The sequence below is a fragment of the Virgibacillus phasianinus genome, assembly GCF_002216775.1.
GTDB lineage: Bacteria > Bacillota > Bacilli > Bacillales > Amphibacillaceae > Virgibacillus_F > Virgibacillus_F phasianinus.
In genome coordinates this window covers 3843190-3863012 of record NZ_CP022315.1, presented here as the reverse complement: position 1 = coordinate 3863012, position 19823 = coordinate 3843190, and the positions used below count along the sequence as shown (strand labels likewise).

Genomic DNA, 19823 nt, shown 5'->3' with positions numbered 1-19823 from the left:
TTGTAAAATAGAGGTGTGAAAATGACAATTTTAGTTCAGAAATTTGGCGGGACTTCGTTGCAATCACCAATGAGCATTTCTAAAGTGATTACTCATATTAAAAATGCGATTGAACGTAAATATAAAGTAGTAGTTGTTGTTTCCGCATTAGGACGCAAGCCAGATCCCTATGCTACAGATACGTTACTAAGTCTTGTAAATAATTATGGAGCATGTAATGAGAAACGTGAAATGGATCTGTTGATGTCATGTGGGGAAACAATTGCCAGTGTGAAATTATCCAATGAGTTGCAACATAATGATCTTACATCCATTGCACTTACTGGTGCGCAGGCAGGGATTATGACATCATCTGAATTTACGCAGGCAAATATTAAACATATAAATACCGCTCGCTTATTACATGAATTAACTAATTATGATGTTGTTGTGGTTGCAGGGTTTCAGGGTCAAACATCCGCAGGGGATATTACCACGATTGGCAGAGGCGGAAGTGACACCACTGCCGCGGCACTTGGAGTTGCACTCAATGCTGAAAAGGTTGAAATCTTTACAGATGTTAACGGAATTATGACAGCCGATCCAAGAATGGTCAAATCGGCAAGGAAATTACCAATTGCATCCTATTCGGAGACTAGTAGTTTAGCTTACCAAGGAGCAAAAGTGATTCACCCCAAAGCTGTTGAAATTGCTATGCAAGCAAATATACCCTTACATGTGCGTTCTACTTTTTCAAAAAAGAGTGGTACCTTGGTAACAAATTCAACCATAAAAAGGATTACTAGTATTGCTTATATGCCTGCTTTAACCCAAATTAACGTTAAATGTCGGGAGAAACTGCACCCTCTCCATTCGGCGTTTTTGCAGGATATGACGGAAGCAGGTATGCCAGTTGATTTTGTTAAAATTTCTCGTACTGATTTATTTTTTACAATTCCAAGTACTTATACACAGTCTGCAGTAAATCAACTAACAAAATTAGGCTTTCTTCCACAGGTAAAGGAAAATTGCGCAAAGGTTTCAGTGGTAGGGGGAATAATTGGGGTTACCGGAATTGCTTTAAAAGTAGTACAAACACTTATTGAAAAAGGAATTGAAATTCTGCAGTCCGCCGATGGTCACATAACGACATGTGTGTTAATTCATGAGAAGGATGTTTCAGAAGCAGTTAATACATTGCATGATGTATTTCATTTAGGTTATAAGATCGAAAAGGCAAGAACTTTTTAATGAGGGGTCTAAATATATTCCCAAAAGTCCTAAACAATTAAGCGTGTTTTAGGACTTTTTTTAACTTCCATTTTCAGATCAGGCTGCACTGACAATTTTATAGCCTTCACCATATTTCTTTAGCCTTCTCCAAATTATTCAACGTTACTAGTCTTTTCTGCATAGGTGCAGGGCACATACCGTTGTGTTTGCGTATTTTTTTATTAATGGCTTCTATGTCAGATTCCGTTTCAGCAGCATGGACTAATAGCGAGATTTCTTTCTGCAGCTTTAACCAGGGCGGCAGGAAGCCGGCATCTTTTGCGGTCTTTTGAAAGTTTTGGAATACATCCCGCTTCATATAATCTTTCGGTAATGGCTTCCCATTGCCCTTGAATTCATCCTTTTTCCCTGATGCCTCAATCATCTCACCAATGAAATCACGATATTCCCGATCCTTATCCATCTGCTAACCTCCACTTTGGTTCGTATTGGTAAATATATTCATACATGCAACATCGTGGGACGGGGGACCTGTCCCTCCGACCCACATTAGACTCACCGAAAAACCCCTGACCCGCGCCGGGCAAAAAAAACTGAGGCCCAGCTATTTCAGCCTGAGTGAGTTTAGGACTACGGTGACGGAGCTGATGGCCATTGCTGCTCCTGCTAGCCATGGGGCGAGAAAGCCGAGCATGGCGAATGGGATCATGATGATGTTGTATAGAAATGCCCACAGAAGATTTTGTTTGATGTTTTTCATCGTTTTTTTGCTTATGGTGATGGCATCAACTAGCCGGGTTAAATCGCCTTTGATGATGGTTATGTCGCCTGATTCGATAGCAATATCGGAGCCTGTGCCAATCGCAACTCCGATGTCTGCGACCGCAAGTGCGGGGGCATCATTAATGCCGTCTCCCACCATTATAACACCATTTCCATTTTGCTGTAACTGACTGATGATGGAAGCTTTGTCTTGTGGTGTCACCTCTGATTGATATTTTTTTATCCCAGCTTTTTTTGCCGCGGTCTTGCATGAATTCCGATTATCCCCCGATAACATGATGACATCTAGGCCAAGTTGTTTTAATTGGGATACAGCGACGATCGAGGATGTTTTTAATTCATCAGCAACCGCAATAATCCCGGCAAAACGTGAATCGATGAAGGCAATCATCACTGTTTTCCCTTCTGCTTCAAGCTTTGCAACGAGACTATCTGCCTCTGAGTGCAAGCCTTGATCATTTTTTTGGAAATAGCTTGGGTTGGCAATAACAACTTGTTTCCCATATACAGTCGCTTTCACACCATACCCTGGTATCGAAAGAACGTCATGTGCTTTTGGCAGGGAATGAATTTTCGTTTTCACCTCATGAACAATCGCATTGGCTACGGGGTGGCCGGAGCCAATTTCCGCTGCGCCGATGATTTCCAAAAACGCATTTCTACTTAAATGCTCCACATAAATATCGGTTATTTGCGGTACCCCTTTGGTAAGCGTTCCTGTTTTATCAAGGACTACGGTTTTGCATCTGCCTAATAGTTCAAGAAATCCCCCTTCTTTAAAAAGGATCCCTGATTGCGCAGCCCGTCCACTCCCGACCATAACGGAGGTCGGTGTTGCAAGTCCTAGGGCGCAGGGGCAGGCAACGATTAAAACGGCGATGACCTTTTCTAATGCTTCATTAAAATCACCAGGTTGAAAAGTTGTATACCATGCTGCAAAAGTGAAAAGGGCAATGATGATTACGATGGGAACAAAAATAGCCGTAACTTTATCTGCTATGTGCTGAATCGGTGCCTTTGATCCCTGGGCTTCCTCAACAATACGAATAATTTGTGACAACATAGTCTCAGAATCTCGTTTCGTTACCTGGAACTTTAGTAACCCGTTTTGATTGATGGTCCCTGCATATACGTTAGAACCTAAATGCTTGCTAGCTGGTAGACTTTCCCCAGTTAACAGGGACTCATCAATCATTGAATTCCCTTCGATAACCTTGCCATCAATTGGAACTTTTTCTCCAGGTTTAAGGATGATTATGTCACCGGGTAACAGGTGATCAACAGGTGACTTGTATTCTTTTCCCTCTACATAGACTGTTGCGGTTTTCGTTTGCAGCTGGTAAAGTTTTTTGATGGCTTCTGTGGTGCTCCATTTTGTCTTCGCTTCCAATAACTTTCCGAGCAGGATGAAGGTAATGATAAATGCGCTAGTTTCATAGTACAGCACAGTCGAATTTGATGAAGTGAACGTTAAATAATGACTGTAGAAGAAGGCGGCGGATGTACTAAGTACAACTAGAACATCCATGTTTGCACTACCGCTCCTCAGTGCTCTCCAAGCCCGTTCGTAAAATTGAAATCCGATGATAAACTGGATTGGAATGGTTAGGGCAAATTGGAATAATGGGTAGGTAAATAACGCTGGCACTTTAATGAAAGAAATAAAATGAAAATGCGCGAACATCGCCCAGGCCAATGGGAAAGTGAGCAGTGCTGAAACAATGAAGTTCCACTTGAGAACCGTTATTTCTTTCCGTTTTTCACTTTCTGATTGGGCCGTATTTTGGATTACCTTCTTTGCTTCAAATCCTATTTTATTAATTCGATTAATGATATCAGATAGGGTTGTCCGATTTTTGTTAAACGTTACGCGACCTTTTTCAGTCGCTAAATTAACGTTTATCTCCGTTACGCCATCTAGTTTTGACACTGCTTTTTCGATTCGTGTCGCACAGGCTGCACAATGCATTCCTTTAACATCCAAATAGGTTGTTTCATCCATAACAGTTGTCACCAGCTTTTTGATAATAATGGTACAGTCTATTAATCATGCATTTCGTTTAGAACAGCTGACTTAGGACTCGGGCTGTTCGATAACTTTATTACCAAGTTTGAATGTCAGAACCAGCCCAAATTTATGCATTCCCAGCATGAAAATACCGGCCAGCAATTGATCAAACGTTGTGTTGAATGGTGGGGGAAGTACGGTGAAGGTACCAGACTGGGCGGGTGTACAAAGATGAGAAGTGATTTGCGTAACAAAAGGATTGTTGCCGCCATCCAGTAAGGCGTTTACGATGAACAATAGACATGCAGGCATTAATACCATGCCGCTCAGCAATGCATACCGTTTCTTTTGTTCTTTATTGAATCGCTGCTCCCATTCCGGTGAAACAATTGGCCACCACATCCCAAAGGATAATCCAAACAGCATGATTAAATAGCCATTTTGAATCAATGAACTTTGCGAAAAAATCGTTAATGTAACTGGTAAATGGTAGATCAGAAATAATATTGCAAACGTATAAAGCGCAATTTTAGGGAACAACAGGTTCTTACATTTTTTTATCCAGTGAAATGTGATGATTCGGGTATATACGTTGGTTGGAATTCCAAGCAAAATAAGGGGAGGAATAATAAAGTAAAGCATGCTCATTTGCACCATATGCAGACTGAATGAGAGGTGGCTGATAGATGATAAAGGACTGCCAATCATCAGATATAACAAACCTAAACCAGTGAAAAAGAAAAGTGGCTGCAGATCATCTCGTTTTCTGGTTGTCAACCGCCTTCGTAAAAAAACATACAAAACGGCAATTCCAACAAGGGCTGTCAATAAAGGAATACTCCATGTCAGCTGTCCAGCAAGCAACACCCTGAATAACATGTCATCCCTCCACACTATGAATATTTCCTATATATAGCGTATGATTGGTTAGGTGATTTATAACAAGAAATAACATGACTTTTTAATTGCAACAATCCTGACAAAGATTGTCCACAAACTATTCATTGATTAACAGCATGTTAGCAGGTATATTTATGTTAAGGATTGTTTATTTATGTTAAAAATCATCAAAATCTCAGTTGGGAGGGGAAATATGTTACCACTGGAACGGCAAAATCGAATCAAAGCATTGATTCAGGAAAAACAAAATGTGAAAATATCCGAGTTAAGTGCGATGCTTGGGGTTTCAGAAATGACCATACATCGAGATTTAAAGCCGCTGATTGATAAAGGAATAATTATGAAAACGTTTGGCGGCATCACCCTAGCTCCGGAACAATCAGTTAAAAGTTCAAATTCGGATACGTGTGTTTTTTGCAGTCGAAAAATTAATGAACGTTTGGCTTATCGACTTATCCTGTCAGATAACAAAATTGAGATGACATGCTGTGCGCATTGCGGGCTGCTCCGCCATCGCCAACTGGGCAATGACGTAATCCAAGCAATTTGCCCTGACTTTTTTAAGCAAACAACGATTAGTGCCTCTTTGGCATGGTACGTAATGGGTGCATCAGTTGAAATGGGCTGTTGTCATCCACAGGTGCTGACATTTGAACGGAAAGAACACGCAGATAATTTTGTGAAAGGGTTCGGCGGTGACGTGTACGGATTCAGTGAAGCAATGGAGGTTATTTTTCAAAAAATGACCGGGAACGATCATTGCTGTGGTAAACAAGAAAGCTAAATGACGGATTAAGGAGGGAACAAGATGAGGAAGAAAGTTTGGTTGTTCGTGCTGATTTCGGCAATTGCTTTACTTGCTGCATGTACGAACAATGATGAGGAATCTGGAACAGACGAAATAAAAATGCTTGAGGTAGAATTTGCAGTGCCCGAAACTGCTGATGTTGGAGAAACAGTAGAATTAAAAGCAATCGTTACATATGGCGGCGAACAAGTGAAGGATGCTGATAAAGTCGAGTTCGAGTACTGGGAAAAAGGAAACGAAGATAGCAGCACCAAACTGAAAGCGACAAACAATGGTGATGGCACATACACAGCTGATGTATCTTTTGACCATAAGGGTGTTTACGAGATGTACGCGCACACGACAGCGAAAGATCTACATACAATGCCGAAAAAGTCAATTACGGTTGGTGATGCCAAGGCAGGTGAATGATTATTTGAGGAAAGAAAACAGGCGGGGAGGTGTTTGTTATTTTAAGCCAGAAAAAAATGGTGACTTATTTTATTAAAATTGCTGCCTTATGTATCGGATTATATTTTGTTTTCATGCATGTTCCGGCGGTTCAAGCACATTCAGGTTTACTAGAGTCTACTCCCGCGGAAAGGGTTGTTACAGAGAAGTCACCCCCTGCCCTAAAGCTGCATTTCAGTGAGCCAATCGAACAGGAGCTGGCTTCTGTGACGATTTACGATTGGAATGCAAATCCTGTTTTTTCAGGGCATCCGGACGAGGAAGGTGAAAGATCCCCAACACTGGAATTTTCGCTTCCGAAACTGGACCAGGGGACTTACACCGTTAAATGGAGCATCGTCTCGTTGGATGGTCATCCGGTTAGCGGTTCATACTCTTTTGCGGTCGGTGAAGCAACAGCAGGCGGGGTTGAATCGGCCACAAGTGCTGGTGACTCTAAGGTGCCGCTTATAATAGCTCGCACGATTGCTCAAGGGTTACTGCTCCTTGGTGCCGGGTATTTCTTGTTTGCCTGGTTGGCTGAAAGACGCGGGTATCCAAGTAACAGTACCCTATTTCGAAGGGGGCGGCGAATTGGAGCCGTAATCCTGGTCTTAGCAACGATTGCTGAACTGGCTTTTTACGCAGCCTCGCTTCCACCGGGAATGATGCAAACGGTCTTGCAAGGAAGATGGGACTTATTACTTGATTTTCCTTTCGTCCTAATGCTGTTTGCACAGTTATTTGCCTTGATTTTGCTGTTTATTCCTGGAATGGTCCGTGGCTGGTATTTGGTTTTGTGGCTAGCACTAGCAGCTATTCCAGCCTTTGGAGGGCATGTGTGGGGAATGGAAAATCCGCTAATCGCCCTGATTCCACGTATCATCCACCAGCTGGCAATTGCTCTGTGGCTTGGTGCACTTTGCTATGTTATTTTGCTCATTTATTGGCAAAGGAAGCACGGTGGTGAAGTTTCATGGGGAAAATTCAGGCCATTCTTCGTAAACAGGATGATGGTTGCCACTGGATTAGTAGTCCTATCCGGAATTACCATGGTCTTTCTGCAGACAAGCTGGGTGGCTGTAGTTACCGATTGGATGCAGTGGAGCACATTGCTGCTGTTTAAACTTATCTTTACCGCCGTTATGATCGGTTTGGCAGTTTTTCAAACACTAAAGTGGAAAAAAAGAAAGACATTCGCAACACCCCGCGTTATCCGGGTGGAATGGATAATTGGTTTAGTTGTTATTCTGATTGGAGTTTGGATGAGTCAGACGGCGTATCCAATCGCCGTAGAGTCGTACGATCAAACATTGGCATCCAGTCAGGAACAGGCGCAGGCAGAGGCGGCGGTCAGTATTGACCAATTACAAGTCGGTGAACAGCAAATGATTATCAGGCTTTCTGCAATCGACGGGGAGAGACCTGAACAATTGCGGGTTGAAATCGTGATGCCGGACCACGGAATGAAATCCGGTCCACTTACCGCAAAGCAAACGCAGCCAGGAGAATATCACGTGAAATTACCCTTCACCATGCCCGGAACCTGGCACCTGAAAATTACCGCCAACTATCCAAGCGGCCAAAAAACCCAATGGACAGACAACCTGTTTATCGCCGGCAGGAAATAGGGTTGTCGGCGGGACATGGGGACAGGCACCCTGTCCCAAAACACGGGACACGGTGCCTGTCCCCATGTCCCACAAAAATCTTTTTAATGGAGGTTTAGTTAAATGATGAAGAGAAGTAAATTATTTATACCATTATTTGCGGCGTTTTTCTTGTTATTAATGACCACTGTGGTGTCAGCGCATGTAACGGTGCACCCAAGTGAAAGCACAACGAATGCCTATGAAAAATACGCGGTGCGCGTCCCTGTAGAAAAGGATAGTCATACCACAAAGGTGATGCTGCAGGTACCTGATGGCGTGAGTCTTGTGTCCGTCCTGCCAATGGCCAATTGGGATTATAAGCTGGAAAAAGGTGATGATGGATAGATAAAATCGGTAACTTGGACAGCGAAGAACGATGGAATTGGCCCGAATGAATTTACTGAATTTGCCTTTATTGCAGCAAATCCCAGTGAACCCGGACAAATTAGCTGGAAAGCGGTGCAGACTTATGATGATGGATCTGTTGTTGAATGGGCGGGATCTCCTGATTCGGAAAAACCTGCTTCCGTGACAAAGATTTCAGAAGGGGATGCGGTTTCATCGCACGAAGACCATGAACAGTCCACCACAAGTGAAGCGGCGGAAGAAGAAACAGACACCAGCTCCAGTTCCGAATCAGGATCTACCAACTGGATAGCAATTTCCCTATCAGTAATAGCAATCCTATTAGCACTAATCGGCCTGTTCCGCAAACGGGCATAAGCTGCTTGGACGCAGGTTCCTTGTCCTGAAGTAATAAGAAAAACCGGGCGATATGGCCCGGTTTTTCTTATGTATTTCACTTGGACGGTTCAGTGCAGCGGGACGCGGGACCTGTCCCCGCGTCCCGCTACACTACCCTCAATAACAGTCGCTTCAGTAGTGGTGCGACGTGTTCGGGGAGTTCGGATACGCTTGGGATCATTAGGCGTTCTTTCCCGTAGATGTTTTTCATTGTTTCGTCTTCTCGCTCGTCGATCCCGCCATCTGCTAAGAACATACCGATGACATCAATGCCTTTTTTGCGTGCTTCTGATACGGCTAGGTTCGTGTCGACGATACCATTTTGGTCATAATTCCAGGCAGCTGGCTCGCCATCGGAAAATACGAGCAGGAATTTGTTCTTTTCTCGTCTGGCTGCTAATTCCTTGGTCATCACCCGAATGCTGAATCCGTCACGGTTATCTTCCTCTGGCTCAAGCTGCATGATTTTCGCCCCATCATTTTGATAAACGGAATCCGTGTAGGAATGGATGCGGTGAAAATAATTTGGCTGATAGGTGTCTTTCGCATCATTCGCATCCTCCCAGAAACCGACGATGGAATGAGGGATCCTCAATTGCTTCAACGCCTCATGGAACAACACGATACCCCGTTTTGTTTCATCCATTTTATTATGCATGGAGGCGGAACAGTCGACAAGCAGGGTGAACACGGCATCGATGTTTTTTGATTCCTGATTTTTCTTATAAAATACCCGTGGGTTTTCATCGATTACAACTGGCAGCAGGTTATGGGACAATCGGCCAAAAAGCAGGTCGCGGCGCGGTTCATTCTTTTTGTGTTCCAGCGTTTTTTCAATGGTGGTCGCAAGTTTGCGTTTGTACGTTTCGATCGAATGAACGGTCTCCTGATAGGCCTGTTCATCATCCCAGGAAGGTGCCGTGGCTCTTTTATCAATCGCGACAGCATCTTTATTTTCCTCGCCATATGCAGATTCAGTCGTTTGTTTTCCTTTCGTTCCAGCCTGTTTCTCGAGTGATTCCAGTTCCGAATAGTCGTTTTTCTCGCTTTGGCCGGAAGCCCCCTGGATGGTTCCCATAGCCTGATCAGCGTCTTCCGTTTCGCGTGTTCCGCCACCCATAATGTTTGTTTTCGTTCCGACTTCCAAATCAAATTGCAGAAACGTTTGCTTGCGGTCACTGTTCTGATTTTCCCGATGCCAGCTGGAAAACTGTTCATCGATATATTCATTATTTTCGTCGTCCACGTCCTCTATGTCCTCATTCGCCAAATCATCCGTCCGCGTCAATTCATCAAATAAGGTATTCCGCTCATACTTTTCGATTTGTGAAATCGGGAAGGTGAAATAGTCATGTGTCATGTCCCGGTACTGCTCCCCAAGTTGGACCGCGACTTGCTCGGCGATCCTAATGCTGTCGGCCGTGCTTTTTGCCTCAAAAGAGGAGTAGAGAAGCGGTTTTAATTCCTCAAGACTGTTAAGCTGCTGTTCATTCGCCCTCGGGAAAACAGGGTCCGGGGAATCAGCCTGCAGCAACAAATAAATGAGGCAAAATAATTCATCAAGCCGGTTGCTCCGTGTCACATTCGCAGTTAATTCAGTCTGAAAATGGTGCTTCAGGTAATTTCTCCGGACAGAGAAGTCTTTCTTCGTACCTGGCCGCACTTTTGTAATGATTTCCTCCAGACGCAAATCTTCCAGCAACGTCATGAATTGAATAGTGAACTTCGGCAGGCTGGATTCAACGTTATTTTCCAAAAAGCCTTTCAGGGTGGGGACATGCGAATGTTGCAAGGTTCCAATTGAACGCAAAAATACATCCGTCTTGTAACCGGATTCCTTAATCGTCTGATTATTCACATCCCAGAAATGGCTGCCCGTCACCTCATCATCAATCAGATCGATGAATGAACCATACTTGTACTCGAATTTTAAGTCCTGGTTATCCGATAGTATCGTGGTCAGGTCCTGTAACTGCAGGAAAAGATTTGTGTCTACCTTAGAATCATCCCAGCGGTTGTATTTCAATTTGTAACCTCCTTTCTTTCTTATATGTGCGCAATTGCATAGTCATTTTTGTATATGTGCTCGGACTTCGGAGAGCGCATCACGAACTCGGGAGACAAGTCAGTAAACTTGGGAAACAACCTACAATCCCGGCAGATCTTCACCCCGTATTAAAACAATGTGTCAGCTAAATTCTTCACAAATTCTCTTTCGCGTTCCTCGTCAAGTTTATCAACAATCGACCGGAGAATGGCGCGTTTTGGCGGAATGATTGCACTCAGATCGCAGGCGTCAAGCAGGGCGCGGATGGACGCGGCATCTTCGGCAAGTTTTCCCTGATAAACAGCGCGGATCAGGTCAGTGGACAAGGTGACAAACAAATCGATGGTCGTTTTATCTGTCAGCTTTGTGTTTGATTCGATCAATTGTTTTAGATCTTCCCCCTCGATATAAGGAACATCAATGACAATAAAACGATTTTTCAGCGCTTCGTTTAATGGCACTGTGCCAACGTAGCCCTCATTGATTGCGGCAATGACATTAAATCCCTTTTCAGCGGTTATAATTTCGTTTGTAAAGGGGTTGGTAATTGTTCTCCGGTAGTCTAGGACACCATTGATGAGTGGCAATGTTTCCGGTTTGGCCATATTTATTTCGTCAATATATAGGAAGGTTCCATCGTTCATTGCACTTGTCACAGGACCCGGGACAAATTCAATTTTTTGCTTTTCATCCTGATACGCCAATGTTTTAAAGCCCATCAAGCTTTCCGCGTCCAAGTCCACTGAGCAGTTGATGCTGAACATCGGCTGGTGAAACAGGCTGGATAACGTTTCCGCGAATTTCGTCTTACCGGCGCCAGTAGGGCCCTTCAGCAAAATATTTTTCCCCATGCTCAGTGCGGAAATCGCATCAATTAATAAGTTTATATGAGGGGGCACATAGCCGCCCTGCCGTATTAATTCCTGAAATGTATCATCATCTTCGCGTTTATTCGCATTCAAAATATCAACAATATTGTCCGGCAAATTATAATCAGTAATCATCCAAAACGTACTCCTTTCATGGGACATAGGGACAGCTTCCTCCCCCCTCGGCGGGACGCAGGGACAGGTCCCTTGTCCCTACCATTTAATCACAAATATGGTGGGAACCACAAAAAAATCGGCTTATTTAAGGAGGCGGGCGGCGATAGCGGGACAAGGGACCTGTCCCCGCGACCCAACCCACGACCCAACCGAATCCAAGTCCCGGATGTATGATGCGGTGGGATGTGGTAAACAATTTATTGTATAGGTGAAAGGGGGAGTGGTATGTTTTCTTTTCGTGGTGATGCACATAAGGTCTTTCTGACGTTGAAGGGGCAGGATGATATTGGTTCTGATAAGGATCTGATGGAAACTGCCGAGATTAAATCCTTTTACGAATCCCTTGATAGTGACACGCTTCAATTGATCCATTATCGAATGATTAAAGAGAAGAACGGAACGGGTATTATTCCCATCTTTGTCACGTCAATTCCTTGGCTATTATTTTTAATTTCGGATAAAGTCCAAAAGATCTTTTTTAACAATGGCAGTTTGATTGGGATCGGTTTTATTTTAATTTACCTCATTCTACTTACAGCTAGTGCCGTATTTCATTTTAAGGAAAAGGCGTGGGCCGCATTTCATATTGAAATGATAAAGGACATTTTGAAGGAAAGAGATCATGTATAAACTTTTCAGGCAAGTATGAAAAGCCTTGCTAACGGGCGTGATGATTTAATTTTCCCATCAAATATAGTAAACTGAAGTTTAACCAATTTACGTACGATGGGATGGAATCATTTAATACGAGTCGTTAAAGGAGAAAAAATCGTGAAAATAGGAATTGATAAAATAGGCTTTTACACACCACATCTTTATGTTGATATGAACAAATTAGCTGAAGAGCGGGGTGTGGATCCTGAAAAATATACAATCGGCATTGGACAGGAGAAGATGGCAGTAGCCCCGATCACACAGGATCCGGTTACTTTAGCGGCAAATGCGGCACTGGAAATATTGGACGAAAAAGATAAAAAGGACATTGACTTTGTTATTTTCGGAACAGAATCCGGAATCGACAGCTCTAAGTCAGCAGCGGTATATGTGCATGAATTATTAGGAATTAACCCATATTCCCGGGCGATTGAAGTGAAGCAGGCCTGTTACGGAGCGACTGCTGGAATTCAAATGGCAAAAGGGCATATTGCATTAAATCCAGAGAGCAAAGTATTGGTGCTTGGTTCCGACATCGCAAGGTACGGGCTGAACACATCGGGCGAAGCAACCCAGGGAGCGGGAGCGGTAGCCTTAGTGATCAGTGCCAATCCGCGTATTATGGAACTTGAGGATAATAGCGTTTATTTCACCGCAGATATTATGGACTTCTGGCGCCCGGTCTATTCGGATATGGCATTCGTGGACGGAAAATTATCGAATGAACAATATATCTCTTTTTTTTCCAAAGTCTTTGGGCAATACAAAGCAAAGACAGGACTGGAGCTTAAGGACTTCGAAGCAATTTGCTACCACCTGCCATATACCAAGATGGGGCTGAAAGCATTGCGGACTGTTCTGGATGAAGGGACAGAAGATGTGAAAGACCGGCTGGTGGAAAACTACAAGATTAGTGCAACGTATAACCGCAATGTGGGCAATATCTACACCGGGTCACTGTACTTAAGTCTGCTTTCCCTGCTTGAACAAAATGAAAATCTGCAGGCAGGTGCAAAAATCGGGTTGTTCAGCTATGGTTCCGGTGCAGTAGGTGAGTTCTTCACTGGCATATTGCAGCCAGACTATCAGAAGCACTTACAGATGGAAAATCACAAAACGTTATTTTCCAATCGTACAGAATTATCTGTAGCCGAATACGAAGAAGTTTTCCAAGAAACCCTGCCAACAGACGGTTCAACCATCGAACTAACAGTCAACAATGACCCCGCAGCCATCTGCCTAGCAGGCATAACCGACAACAAACGCCAATACGTGCATAAGTAGGGACGCGGGGACAGGTTCCTTGTCCCGGATGGGCGAAATTATGATAAGTTTGTATATAAGTTATTTTGAATTAATTGGCCCTGGAAAGAGTTTCTTTCTGGGGTTTTTGTATAGGAATCCCTCATGTACAATGTTTTCAAACACAATAAACAAAGAGAAGGAATTAAATAGCACCTAAGTACAGTCAAACTTTAATATGAGCATTTTGAAGTAATGTTGACGGAAATGGAGGGACGACATGAAAATCGTGGTGACTTCAGACACGCATATGCCGAAAAAGGCCAAACAACTGCCATCAAATCTGGTGAAGGACTGTAAATCGGCCGATCTCATTATTCATGCAGGGGATTGGATGTCGATGGATGTTTTTCGGACGTTTTCCAGTTACGCCGAGGTAAAGGGCGTGTACGGCAATGTGGATCCCGATGAGGTTATAAAAAATTTTCCTTCCCAGCAAATAGTAGAAGTGCAGGGGCACAGGATTGGTATTGTCCACGGACATGGGGAGAAAAAAACAACTGAAAAACGCGCGTTGGCTACGTTTGATGGGGACGAAGTAGATATTATCATTTATGGCCACTCACACATCCCGATGATTCGATATTTTAAAAAGATACTGTTGATGAACCCGGGATCACCAACCGATAAACGAACTCTGCCACATTATTCGTACGGAATTCTTGAGATTGGGGAGACAGTTAGAGCGGAAATTATTTTGTTTAAATGATGAAAATTTAACTCGGGAGGAACCTGCCTGTGGAAAAAATTATTGCACAGAATAAGGAAACAAGCCTCGGCAAGTATTTATTTGTTTCTCTTTTTTCGTTACTAACTTTGGGAAAAATAAACCGGGTGGAAACGCATAGGAAGGAATTGAAAGAAAAGCTGTTTCAGGATCTTAATAAACTGTAAACGTTGGAAATACGAAAGATGAAGTGAAGTACTGAACACGGTCCCAAGCAGTGCCTTGAATCCGGAAAGGCAGTCGCGGGTCAAGGAACCTGTCCCCGCGTCCCACCCCGCAGCTGGCCGCCTTCAAACTTTGCGTTGCTGTTAAAGCTTCCGGTAGGGAAGATGAATGTCCAGGGCATGCTGGTTTGTTTTTGGATAGTTACCCCGGGAGAGAAGCTATACTTGGCGAGAATTGTATCGTTTACTACATAGGAAAACTCTTGATTATGGAAGGTGTAATCCTGGTAACTGGTGTTATGGATTAACATTGCAACCAGCAGATCCCCGCGATGATTTTTGGCTTGCCAAAGTGATGTGAACTGAATGTCAACACCCGGGGCTAATTCTGCTTTTTGAAACGTTTCTTTAATCCGTTCCCGGTCCCGATCGGCAATTGTTTTATCCCATGCGGATTGAAATGTGAGCTTTTGCATTAATAACACCTCATTTTCGACATTTCTTCGATTATAAATCCTTTTTTGAAAAAAATATAGAGGAATTCATCGGACCCGCAGCGAAATAAGTATATGCAGGAAATGAAAGCAGGTAAATACAAAGAAAAGAGGTTTTGCTATTGAAGCAAGCTTTATTAGTAATCGATGCCCAGCAGGAATTAATTGAGGGAAATGAGCAGGAGAAAAGTGTCTTTCGTAAGGAAAAGCTGGTGGAAAATATTAATCTGGTAATAAAAAAAGCACAGGAATCTGATTCTCTTATTGTTTTTGTAAGGGATAAGGATGTTGCCGGCGGGGAAGGGAAAGGGTTTCAAATCCACCAGGACATCAAAGTGCCAGCTGATTCACCAGTAATTGATAAAAAAGCCACGAATTCATTTTATGGAACTCCATTAATGACACTTTTGAAAGAGAAGAAGATTGACCACCTTGTGATTATGGGGTGCGCCACACAATATTGCATTGACACTGCAGTAAGAACGGCCACGGCCAATTACTTTGACGTTACACTAGTTGGGGATGGACATTCAACGGCGGATTCGGAAAATTTATCTGCTGAACAGATTATCAATCATACGAATGAAACGTTGCACGGCTATGACAATGTTGTTCATTTTTCTATTGTTCGAAAAGCGGAGGAAGATCTTTTTCAGCCCATCCATGATAATTATCGGTAAATGTGGAAGGGAAATCAAAGCCTTAATCCAAATGTTCTTGTAGGATTAAGGCTTTTATGTGTTGTAGTCATTTTACCCTAAGTGTATTCGCCAAAACTAACCCCCGCTAAATATTTTTCACACTCCCGTATCTTTTCACCCCGCTTTTTCGTTTATACTAAGTGAAAGACAAAATTTGAGGAGTGATTTGCAATGCGGCCGCATGTACAAAAAACTCTCGCTGAAGCGAATGAAAACTTCGAGAATGCTGTTCAACCATACCTGAAGGACTTGGAAAAGTATTGCCGATCTTTGATGAAATCGACATGGGATGGGGAAGACCTGATGCAGGATACATTAACAAAGGCATACAAAAGCTGGCTTGGTACATCAAAGTCAGTGTCCAAAGCGTACTTGTTCCGGATTGCCTCTAATACATGGATTGATGAATACCGAAAACGCAAGCCGGATGTAGACTTCAATCAGGATACGTCAATGCTGGTGGCGAGGAAAGAGACGGACTCGGATCAGATATACAGTGCAATGGAATTATTACTGCGTGAGCTGACACCTAAACAACGTTTGGCAATGCTGTTATCTGGACTGGACTACACAGCGCAGGAAACTGCAGCGATGACTGGCACAAATGAAGGGGCAGTAAAGGCAGCCCTCCATCGTGCCCGGAGAAAATTGAATCTGGAAAAACATGAAGACGATGGAAACATGGACCACGACAGAGTTATAACCTATGTCACCGCAGTACGCAACGGGGAGGCGGCCAAATTAATCGATCTTTTTCATAAAGAAATGCTGGAACCGCGTCAAACGTCCATCCCAGGTGCCAAAATGGTTTCAGGACCACAGCTCACAATACAACAAATTTCGAGAGCAAGTGTTTCATACTTGCTTGTGGCAATCCCGACAAAAAGCGGCGATTTACTTTTTATCCCGTTTTATCGGTCAGAATGGCTGAATTCCTTGTCATGGTTGACGAAGGAGTTTTCGTTCGCTGCATAATGGAAGGAGCTAACCAGCATGTCGAATGTCATTCCATATGTCGTTGAGCAGACAAAGCAAGGAGAACGCTCGTATGATATTTATTCGCGGTTGCTGAGGGATCGCGTTGTGTTTCTTGGAACAGAGGTCAATGATGAAATTGCCAATAGCATCGTGGCACAATTGTTGTTTTTGGCGGCGGAGGATTCTGAAAAAGACATATCCCTGTACATTAACAGTCCCGGTGGATCAATCACCGCGGGATTTGCAATTTACGATACGATGCAGTTCATCAAGCCGGATGTGCAAACAATTTGTACCGGGTTCGCAGCTTCCTTTGGCGCCATGTTGCTCGTAGCCGGAGCGAAAGGAAAGCGGCTTGCTTTGCCGAACAGTGAAGTGGTCATTCACCAGCCATTAGGTGGAGCAAAAGGCCAGGCAAGTGATATTGAAATTAGCGCCCGCCGTATTATCCAGATGCGGAAGCGAATTAACAATATTCTCGCAGAACGAACCGGACAGCCGCTTGAAAAAATAAACAAAGACACGGATCGGGATTACTTCATGACAGCAGAGGAAGCGAAGGAATACGGGATGATTGATAAAGTAGTGGAATCAAAAGAATCCATATAATAGAAAATTTTAGGATGAATTAAATAAACTTTGAAAAAACGTGTTAAGGAGCATAATCCCTCCTCTGACACGTTTTTTATATATGTCTAGCTCCAGCACCCAAAAGCTGCCGTCATAAGCAATGGACACTATGAACGCCAAACCCATGCGTTCTACGGTCCCTTGCTTATGCGTCCGCTTCTAAACGGGCGCTTGCGCTTTTCTTGTCTAGCTCCAGCGCCCAAAAACTGTCGTCATAAGCAATGGACACTACGAACGCCATACCCATGCGTTCTACGATCCCTTGCTTATGCGTCCGCTTCTAAACGGGCGCCCTAAGCTTTTCTTATATGAAATTGACTTTACTTGCGCTTCATAAGATTCACTTTAACGTTTGCATGACTGACGACAAGTCCAGTTCATCTTCGCAAAAAGAATACATTGCTCATTTATATATTAGGCAAGTTATAGAAATACTGATATTTTCATCAAATTTTCACAATCAACGTATATGGTAAGGATGTAAACCATTGAAATGGAGGAGTCGCTTTATGCTGGTCGTAAGCAAATTAATGGCAATCGGCGTAATAATCTTCAGTATGCTTGCTGGATTTATTTTCTTTTATATTGTGAGCGATTTGTCTAAGGCACAAAAGAAAAGGCTCCTAGAGGAAATGATTTCACAACTGATTAATTTCATGATCTTTATCTGGCTTGGAAAGGTCCTGTTAAACCTTTCCATATTCATCAAGGATCCATTGGCAATATTGGCTTATCCAAGTAACTCGAATGCATTTTATCTGGCGGTTTTATTTAGTGCTGTCGTACTTGCTTATAAGTCTAAACGACGAAAGATGGACGTGCCTTTATTTATGGAATCTTTTCTGCCTGTGTTCCTGGTGGCGTCGTTTTTCTATGAATTTATCCAGCTTGTTTGGCACGACAGGGTGTACTCGCTTGGTTACATAATATTACTAACTGTTCTTCTGATTACATTCCTGCTGGTCCGTGATCGCATATCAGGCAGTGTGCTATTGATCGTGATGCTTTGTGGCTGGTCGGCCGGGGTTGTGCTAATCGCATATACACAGCCATTTGCTACAGTATTTGGTTATTTAATGGATCCATGGTTTGTGGGCTTGTTTTTCATTGTAAGCATTTTAATTATTATTTTTAACAAAAGAAAGAGGGATCGCAATGGGTGGAATTGAAGCAGATACGATGCTGGTAGTGGGAATGTTTCTAGCGATAGGGGCGGGGGCGTTGTCCTTCCTGTCACCGTGTGTGCTGCCAATATTTCCAGCATATTTATCGTACATTACCGGGATAAGTGTGAAGGAACTCAGGGGGAATCAGGACGCTAAAATTCGCCGCAAATTAATGAGTCACTCGATTATCTTTTTATTGGCGGTATCATTAGTATTTATTAGTCTTGGCGCCAGTGCTTCGTTTCTAGGGCAATGGGCGCAGGATTTATTGCTTGGCGATTCCGGGTTGTTTATTCAACGGATTGCAGGGATTTTCATTATCATTATGGGGTTATTTGTTGCCGGTTGGATTACGATTCCATCGTTAATGAAAGAAAGGCGGTTCCATTACTCCAAAAAGCCGGCGGGGTATGTGGGAACCTTTTTCATTGGCCTTGGTTTCGCGGCTGGCTGGACCCCGTGTATAGGCCCTATCTTTGGCTCTATTCTGCTGCTTGCTGCCAGTAATCCAAGCCAAGGGGTATTTTATACGATTATGTACGTCATCGGCTTTGCGTTACCGTTTATCACACTGACTTTCTTTCTTGGATCGACCAGATGGATTGTCCGGCACAGCCAGATCATTATGAAGATAGGCGCAGTTATTATGATAATCATGGGACTGGTTTTATTTTTCGGCCTTATGCCGCGAATTACCGGGTTTCTGCTTGATTTAGTACAGGATACATGGTTATCGAAATTAGGATAATACGGAGGGAATGAACCATGAAAAAGGCAATTCTGCTTGTAATTGTAGTTGGAATGTTTGGCTTTGCAGTTTACGATTTTACAAGTTCGACTGATGAACCAACCCCCAAAGAAGGAAATGAATCCGTTTCAGGAGGTAAAATCACATCACCACCAGCGAATAACCAGGAGGAAGTGAAAGAATCTGATCAAGTGGGGCTTGAACGAGGTGAAATTGCCCCTGATTTCAAGCTGCAAACGCTGAATGGTGAGACAGTTCAATTATCGGATTATCGAGGCAAGCGCGTCCTAATCAATTTCTGGGCAACCTGGTGTCCACCATGCCGTGCTGAAATCCCTGATTTACAAAAGTTGTATGAAAATAAGGACGTGGCTATATTAGCCGTTAATATGACAGGGTCAGAAAAAAGTAAGGGTGCTGTCACTGAATTTGCGAAAAAATATGGGATGACTTTTCCAGTGCTCCTGGATGAAAATGCTGATGTGACGACAACCTATCAAGTTCGGGCATACCCAACTTCCTATATGATTGATTCAGAAGGTCGTATCCAATTTATTGCCCTTGGCGCGATGAATTATGAACTCATGACACAACAGCTGGAAAAAATGAAATAAGGGACCAGGAGGTGAA

At 43.3% G+C, this 19823-nt stretch carries 20 protein-coding genes and 1 pseudogene; 15 read left to right on the top strand and 6 right to left on the bottom strand.

What is annotated here, in order from left to right:
- The first annotated feature begins 21 nt into the window (after positions 1–21).
- The gene (gene dapG / locus CFK37_RS18775) at positions 22–1230 is read left to right on the top strand and encodes an aspartate kinase (RefSeq protein ID WP_089063312.1); all 1209 of its coding nucleotides are present in this window, start codon (positions 22–24) and stop codon (positions 1228–1230) included.
- A 106-nt stretch (positions 1231–1336) separates the two neighbouring features.
- On the opposite strand, the gene CFK37_RS18770 is transcribed toward dapG, so the two are convergent.
- The 3 genes from CFK37_RS18770 to CFK37_RS18760 form a co-directional block, all read right to left on the bottom strand.
- Positions 1337–1675, bottom strand: a complete 339-nt coding sequence (locus tag CFK37_RS18770) for a DnaJ family domain-containing protein (RefSeq protein ID WP_089063311.1) — start codon at positions 1673–1675, stop codon at positions 1337–1339.
- Positions 1676–1816: 141 nt separating this feature from the next.
- A complete protein-coding gene (locus CFK37_RS18765) occupies positions 1817–3997 on the bottom strand; it encodes a heavy metal translocating P-type ATPase (protein ID WP_089063310.1) in 2181 nt (726 codons plus the stop codon).
- A 72-nt stretch (positions 3998–4069) separates the two neighbouring features.
- The gene (locus CFK37_RS18760) at positions 4070–4882 is read right to left on the bottom strand and encodes a cytochrome c oxidase assembly protein (RefSeq protein ID WP_089063309.1); all 813 of its coding nucleotides are present in this window, start codon (positions 4880–4882) and stop codon (positions 4070–4072) included.
- A gap of 214 nt (positions 4883–5096) precedes the next feature.
- Here CFK37_RS18760 and CFK37_RS18755 point away from each other — a divergent pair, with 214 nt between their 5' ends.
- From CFK37_RS18755 to CFK37_RS20585, 4 genes and pseudogenes are all read left to right on the top strand, one after another.
- Positions 5097–5687: a DeoR family transcriptional regulator gene (locus CFK37_RS18755; RefSeq protein ID WP_089063308.1), complete on the top strand. Its 591-nt coding sequence runs from the start codon at positions 5097–5099 to the stop codon at positions 5685–5687.
- A 24-nt stretch (positions 5688–5711) separates the two neighbouring features.
- Complete coding sequence (locus CFK37_RS18750) at positions 5712–6122, top strand: FixH family protein (protein ID WP_089063307.1); 411 nt, start codon at positions 5712–5714, stop codon at positions 6120–6122.
- Positions 6123–6151: 29 nt separating this feature from the next.
- Positions 6152–7771, top strand: a complete 1620-nt coding sequence (locus CFK37_RS18745) for a copper resistance protein CopC (RefSeq protein WP_089063306.1) — start codon at positions 6152–6154, stop codon at positions 7769–7771.
- A 102-nt stretch (positions 7772–7873) separates the two neighbouring features.
- Positions 7874–8515 (top strand): annotated as a pseudogene (locus tag CFK37_RS20585) (YcnI family copper-binding membrane protein).
- Between the two features lie 127 nt (positions 8516–8642).
- On the opposite strand, the gene CFK37_RS18730 reads toward CFK37_RS20585, so the two are convergent.
- Both CFK37_RS18730 and CFK37_RS18725 read right to left on the bottom strand, forming a co-directional pair.
- A complete protein-coding gene (locus CFK37_RS18730; RefSeq protein WP_089063303.1) occupies positions 8643–10562 on the bottom strand; it encodes a vWA domain-containing protein in 1920 nt (639 codons plus the stop codon).
- A 149-nt stretch (positions 10563–10711) separates the two neighbouring features.
- The gene (locus CFK37_RS18725) at positions 10712–11587 is read right to left on the bottom strand and encodes an AAA family ATPase (protein ID WP_089063302.1); all 876 of its coding nucleotides are present in this window, start codon (positions 11585–11587) and stop codon (positions 10712–10714) included.
- A 267-nt stretch (positions 11588–11854) separates the two neighbouring features.
- Here CFK37_RS18725 and CFK37_RS18720 point away from each other — a divergent pair, with 267 nt between their 5' ends.
- The 4 genes from CFK37_RS18720 (at position 11855) to CFK37_RS20060 (ending at position 14479) form a co-directional block, all read left to right on the top strand.
- Complete coding sequence (locus CFK37_RS18720) at positions 11855–12259, top strand: hypothetical protein (RefSeq protein ID WP_089063301.1); 405 nt, start codon at positions 11855–11857, stop codon at positions 12257–12259.
- A 141-nt stretch (positions 12260–12400) separates the two neighbouring features.
- Positions 12401–13567 (top strand): hydroxymethylglutaryl-CoA synthase, encoded by a 1167-nt coding sequence (locus CFK37_RS18715; RefSeq protein WP_089063300.1) that lies wholly within the window; start codon positions 12401–12403, stop codon positions 13565–13567.
- A gap of 238 nt (positions 13568–13805) precedes the next feature.
- Positions 13806–14294 (top strand): metallophosphoesterase family protein, encoded by a 489-nt coding sequence (locus CFK37_RS18710; protein ID WP_089063299.1) that lies wholly within the window; start codon positions 13806–13808, stop codon positions 14292–14294.
- Positions 14295–14323: 29 nt separating this feature from the next.
- Positions 14324–14479 (top strand): hypothetical protein, encoded by a 156-nt coding sequence (locus CFK37_RS20060; RefSeq protein ID WP_157724899.1) that lies wholly within the window; start codon positions 14324–14326, stop codon positions 14477–14479.
- 80 nt (positions 14480–14559) lie between these two features.
- On the opposite strand, the gene CFK37_RS18705 is transcribed toward CFK37_RS20060, so the two are convergent.
- On the bottom strand, positions 14560–14952 hold the full coding sequence (locus CFK37_RS18705; protein WP_089063298.1) for an SLAP domain-containing protein: 393 nt from the start codon (positions 14950–14952) through the stop codon (positions 14560–14562).
- Positions 14953–15092: 140 nt separating this feature from the next.
- Between CFK37_RS18705 and CFK37_RS18700 the strand changes: the two genes are divergently transcribed.
- The 6 genes from CFK37_RS18700 to CFK37_RS18675 all read left to right on the top strand — a co-directional run bounded on the left by CFK37_RS18700 (position 15093) and on the right by CFK37_RS18675 (position 19807).
- Entirely contained in the window at positions 15093–15650 is a 558-nt protein-coding gene (locus CFK37_RS18700) for a cysteine hydrolase family protein (RefSeq protein ID WP_089063297.1), read from the top strand.
- 192 nt (positions 15651–15842) lie between these two features.
- Positions 15843–16646, top strand: a complete 804-nt coding sequence (locus CFK37_RS18695; RefSeq protein ID WP_089063296.1) for an RNA polymerase sigma factor — start codon at positions 15843–15845, stop codon at positions 16644–16646.
- An 18-nt stretch (positions 16647–16664) separates the two neighbouring features.
- Positions 16665–17258, top strand: coding sequence for an ATP-dependent Clp endopeptidase proteolytic subunit ClpP (gene clpP, locus CFK37_RS18690; protein ID WP_089063295.1), 594 nt, complete (start codon positions 16665–16667; stop codon positions 17256–17258).
- A gap of 509 nt (positions 17259–17767) precedes the next feature.
- Entirely contained in the window at positions 17768–18448 is a 681-nt protein-coding gene (locus CFK37_RS18685) for a hypothetical protein (RefSeq protein WP_245837263.1), read from the top strand.
- Positions 18435–19193 carry a cytochrome c biogenesis CcdA family protein gene (locus CFK37_RS18680; RefSeq protein WP_089063293.1) on the top strand — a complete coding sequence of 253 codons (759 nt, stop codon included), beginning with the start codon at positions 18435–18437 and terminating at the stop codon, positions 19191–19193. Before CFK37_RS18685 ends, CFK37_RS18680 begins: the two co-directional genes overlap by 14 nt.
- Before the next feature lie 17 nt (positions 19194–19210).
- Positions 19211–19807: a peroxiredoxin family protein gene (locus tag CFK37_RS18675; RefSeq protein WP_089063292.1), complete on the top strand. Its 597-nt coding sequence runs from the start codon at positions 19211–19213 to the stop codon at positions 19805–19807.
- The last annotated feature ends 16 nt before the right edge of the window (positions 19808–19823 follow it).

Coding starts and splice junctions, on each gene's coding strand:
- dapG (WP_089063312.1), top strand. CDS start 22: ATGACAATTTTAGTTCAGAAATTTGGCGGGACTTCGTTGCAATCACCA.
- CFK37_RS18770 (WP_089063311.1), bottom strand. CDS start 1,675: ATGGATAAGGATCGGGAATATCGTGATTTCATTGGTGAGATGATTGAG.
- CFK37_RS18765 (WP_089063310.1), bottom strand. CDS start 3,997: ATGGATGAAACAACCTATTTGGATGTTAAAGGAATGCATTGTGCAGCC.
- CFK37_RS18760 (WP_089063309.1), bottom strand. CDS start 4,882: ATGTTATTCAGGGTGTTGCTTGCTGGACAGCTGACATGGAGTATTCCT.
- CFK37_RS18755 (WP_089063308.1), top strand. CDS start 5,097: ATGTTACCACTGGAACGGCAAAATCGAATCAAAGCATTGATTCAGGAA.
- CFK37_RS18750 (WP_089063307.1), top strand. CDS start 5,712: ATGAGGAAGAAAGTTTGGTTGTTCGTGCTGATTTCGGCAATTGCTTTA.
- CFK37_RS18725 (WP_089063302.1), bottom strand. CDS start 11,587: ATGATTACTGATTATAATTTGCCGGACAATATTGTTGATATTTTGAAT.
- CFK37_RS18720 (WP_089063301.1), top strand. CDS start 11,855: ATGTTTTCTTTTCGTGGTGATGCACATAAGGTCTTTCTGACGTTGAAG.
- CFK37_RS18710 (WP_089063299.1), top strand. CDS start 13,806: ATGAAAATCGTGGTGACTTCAGACACGCATATGCCGAAAAAGGCCAAA.
- CFK37_RS18705 (WP_089063298.1), bottom strand. CDS start 14,952: ATGCAAAAGCTCACATTTCAATCCGCATGGGATAAAACAATTGCCGAT.
- CFK37_RS18695 (WP_089063296.1), top strand. CDS start 15,843: ATGCGGCCGCATGTACAAAAAACTCTCGCTGAAGCGAATGAAAACTTC.
- clpP (WP_089063295.1), top strand. CDS start 16,665: ATGTCGAATGTCATTCCATATGTCGTTGAGCAGACAAAGCAAGGAGAA.
- CFK37_RS18680 (WP_089063293.1), top strand. CDS start 18,435: ATGGGTGGAATTGAAGCAGATACGATGCTGGTAGTGGGAATGTTTCTA.
- CFK37_RS18675 (WP_089063292.1), top strand. CDS start 19,211: ATGAAAAAGGCAATTCTGCTTGTAATTGTAGTTGGAATGTTTGGCTTT.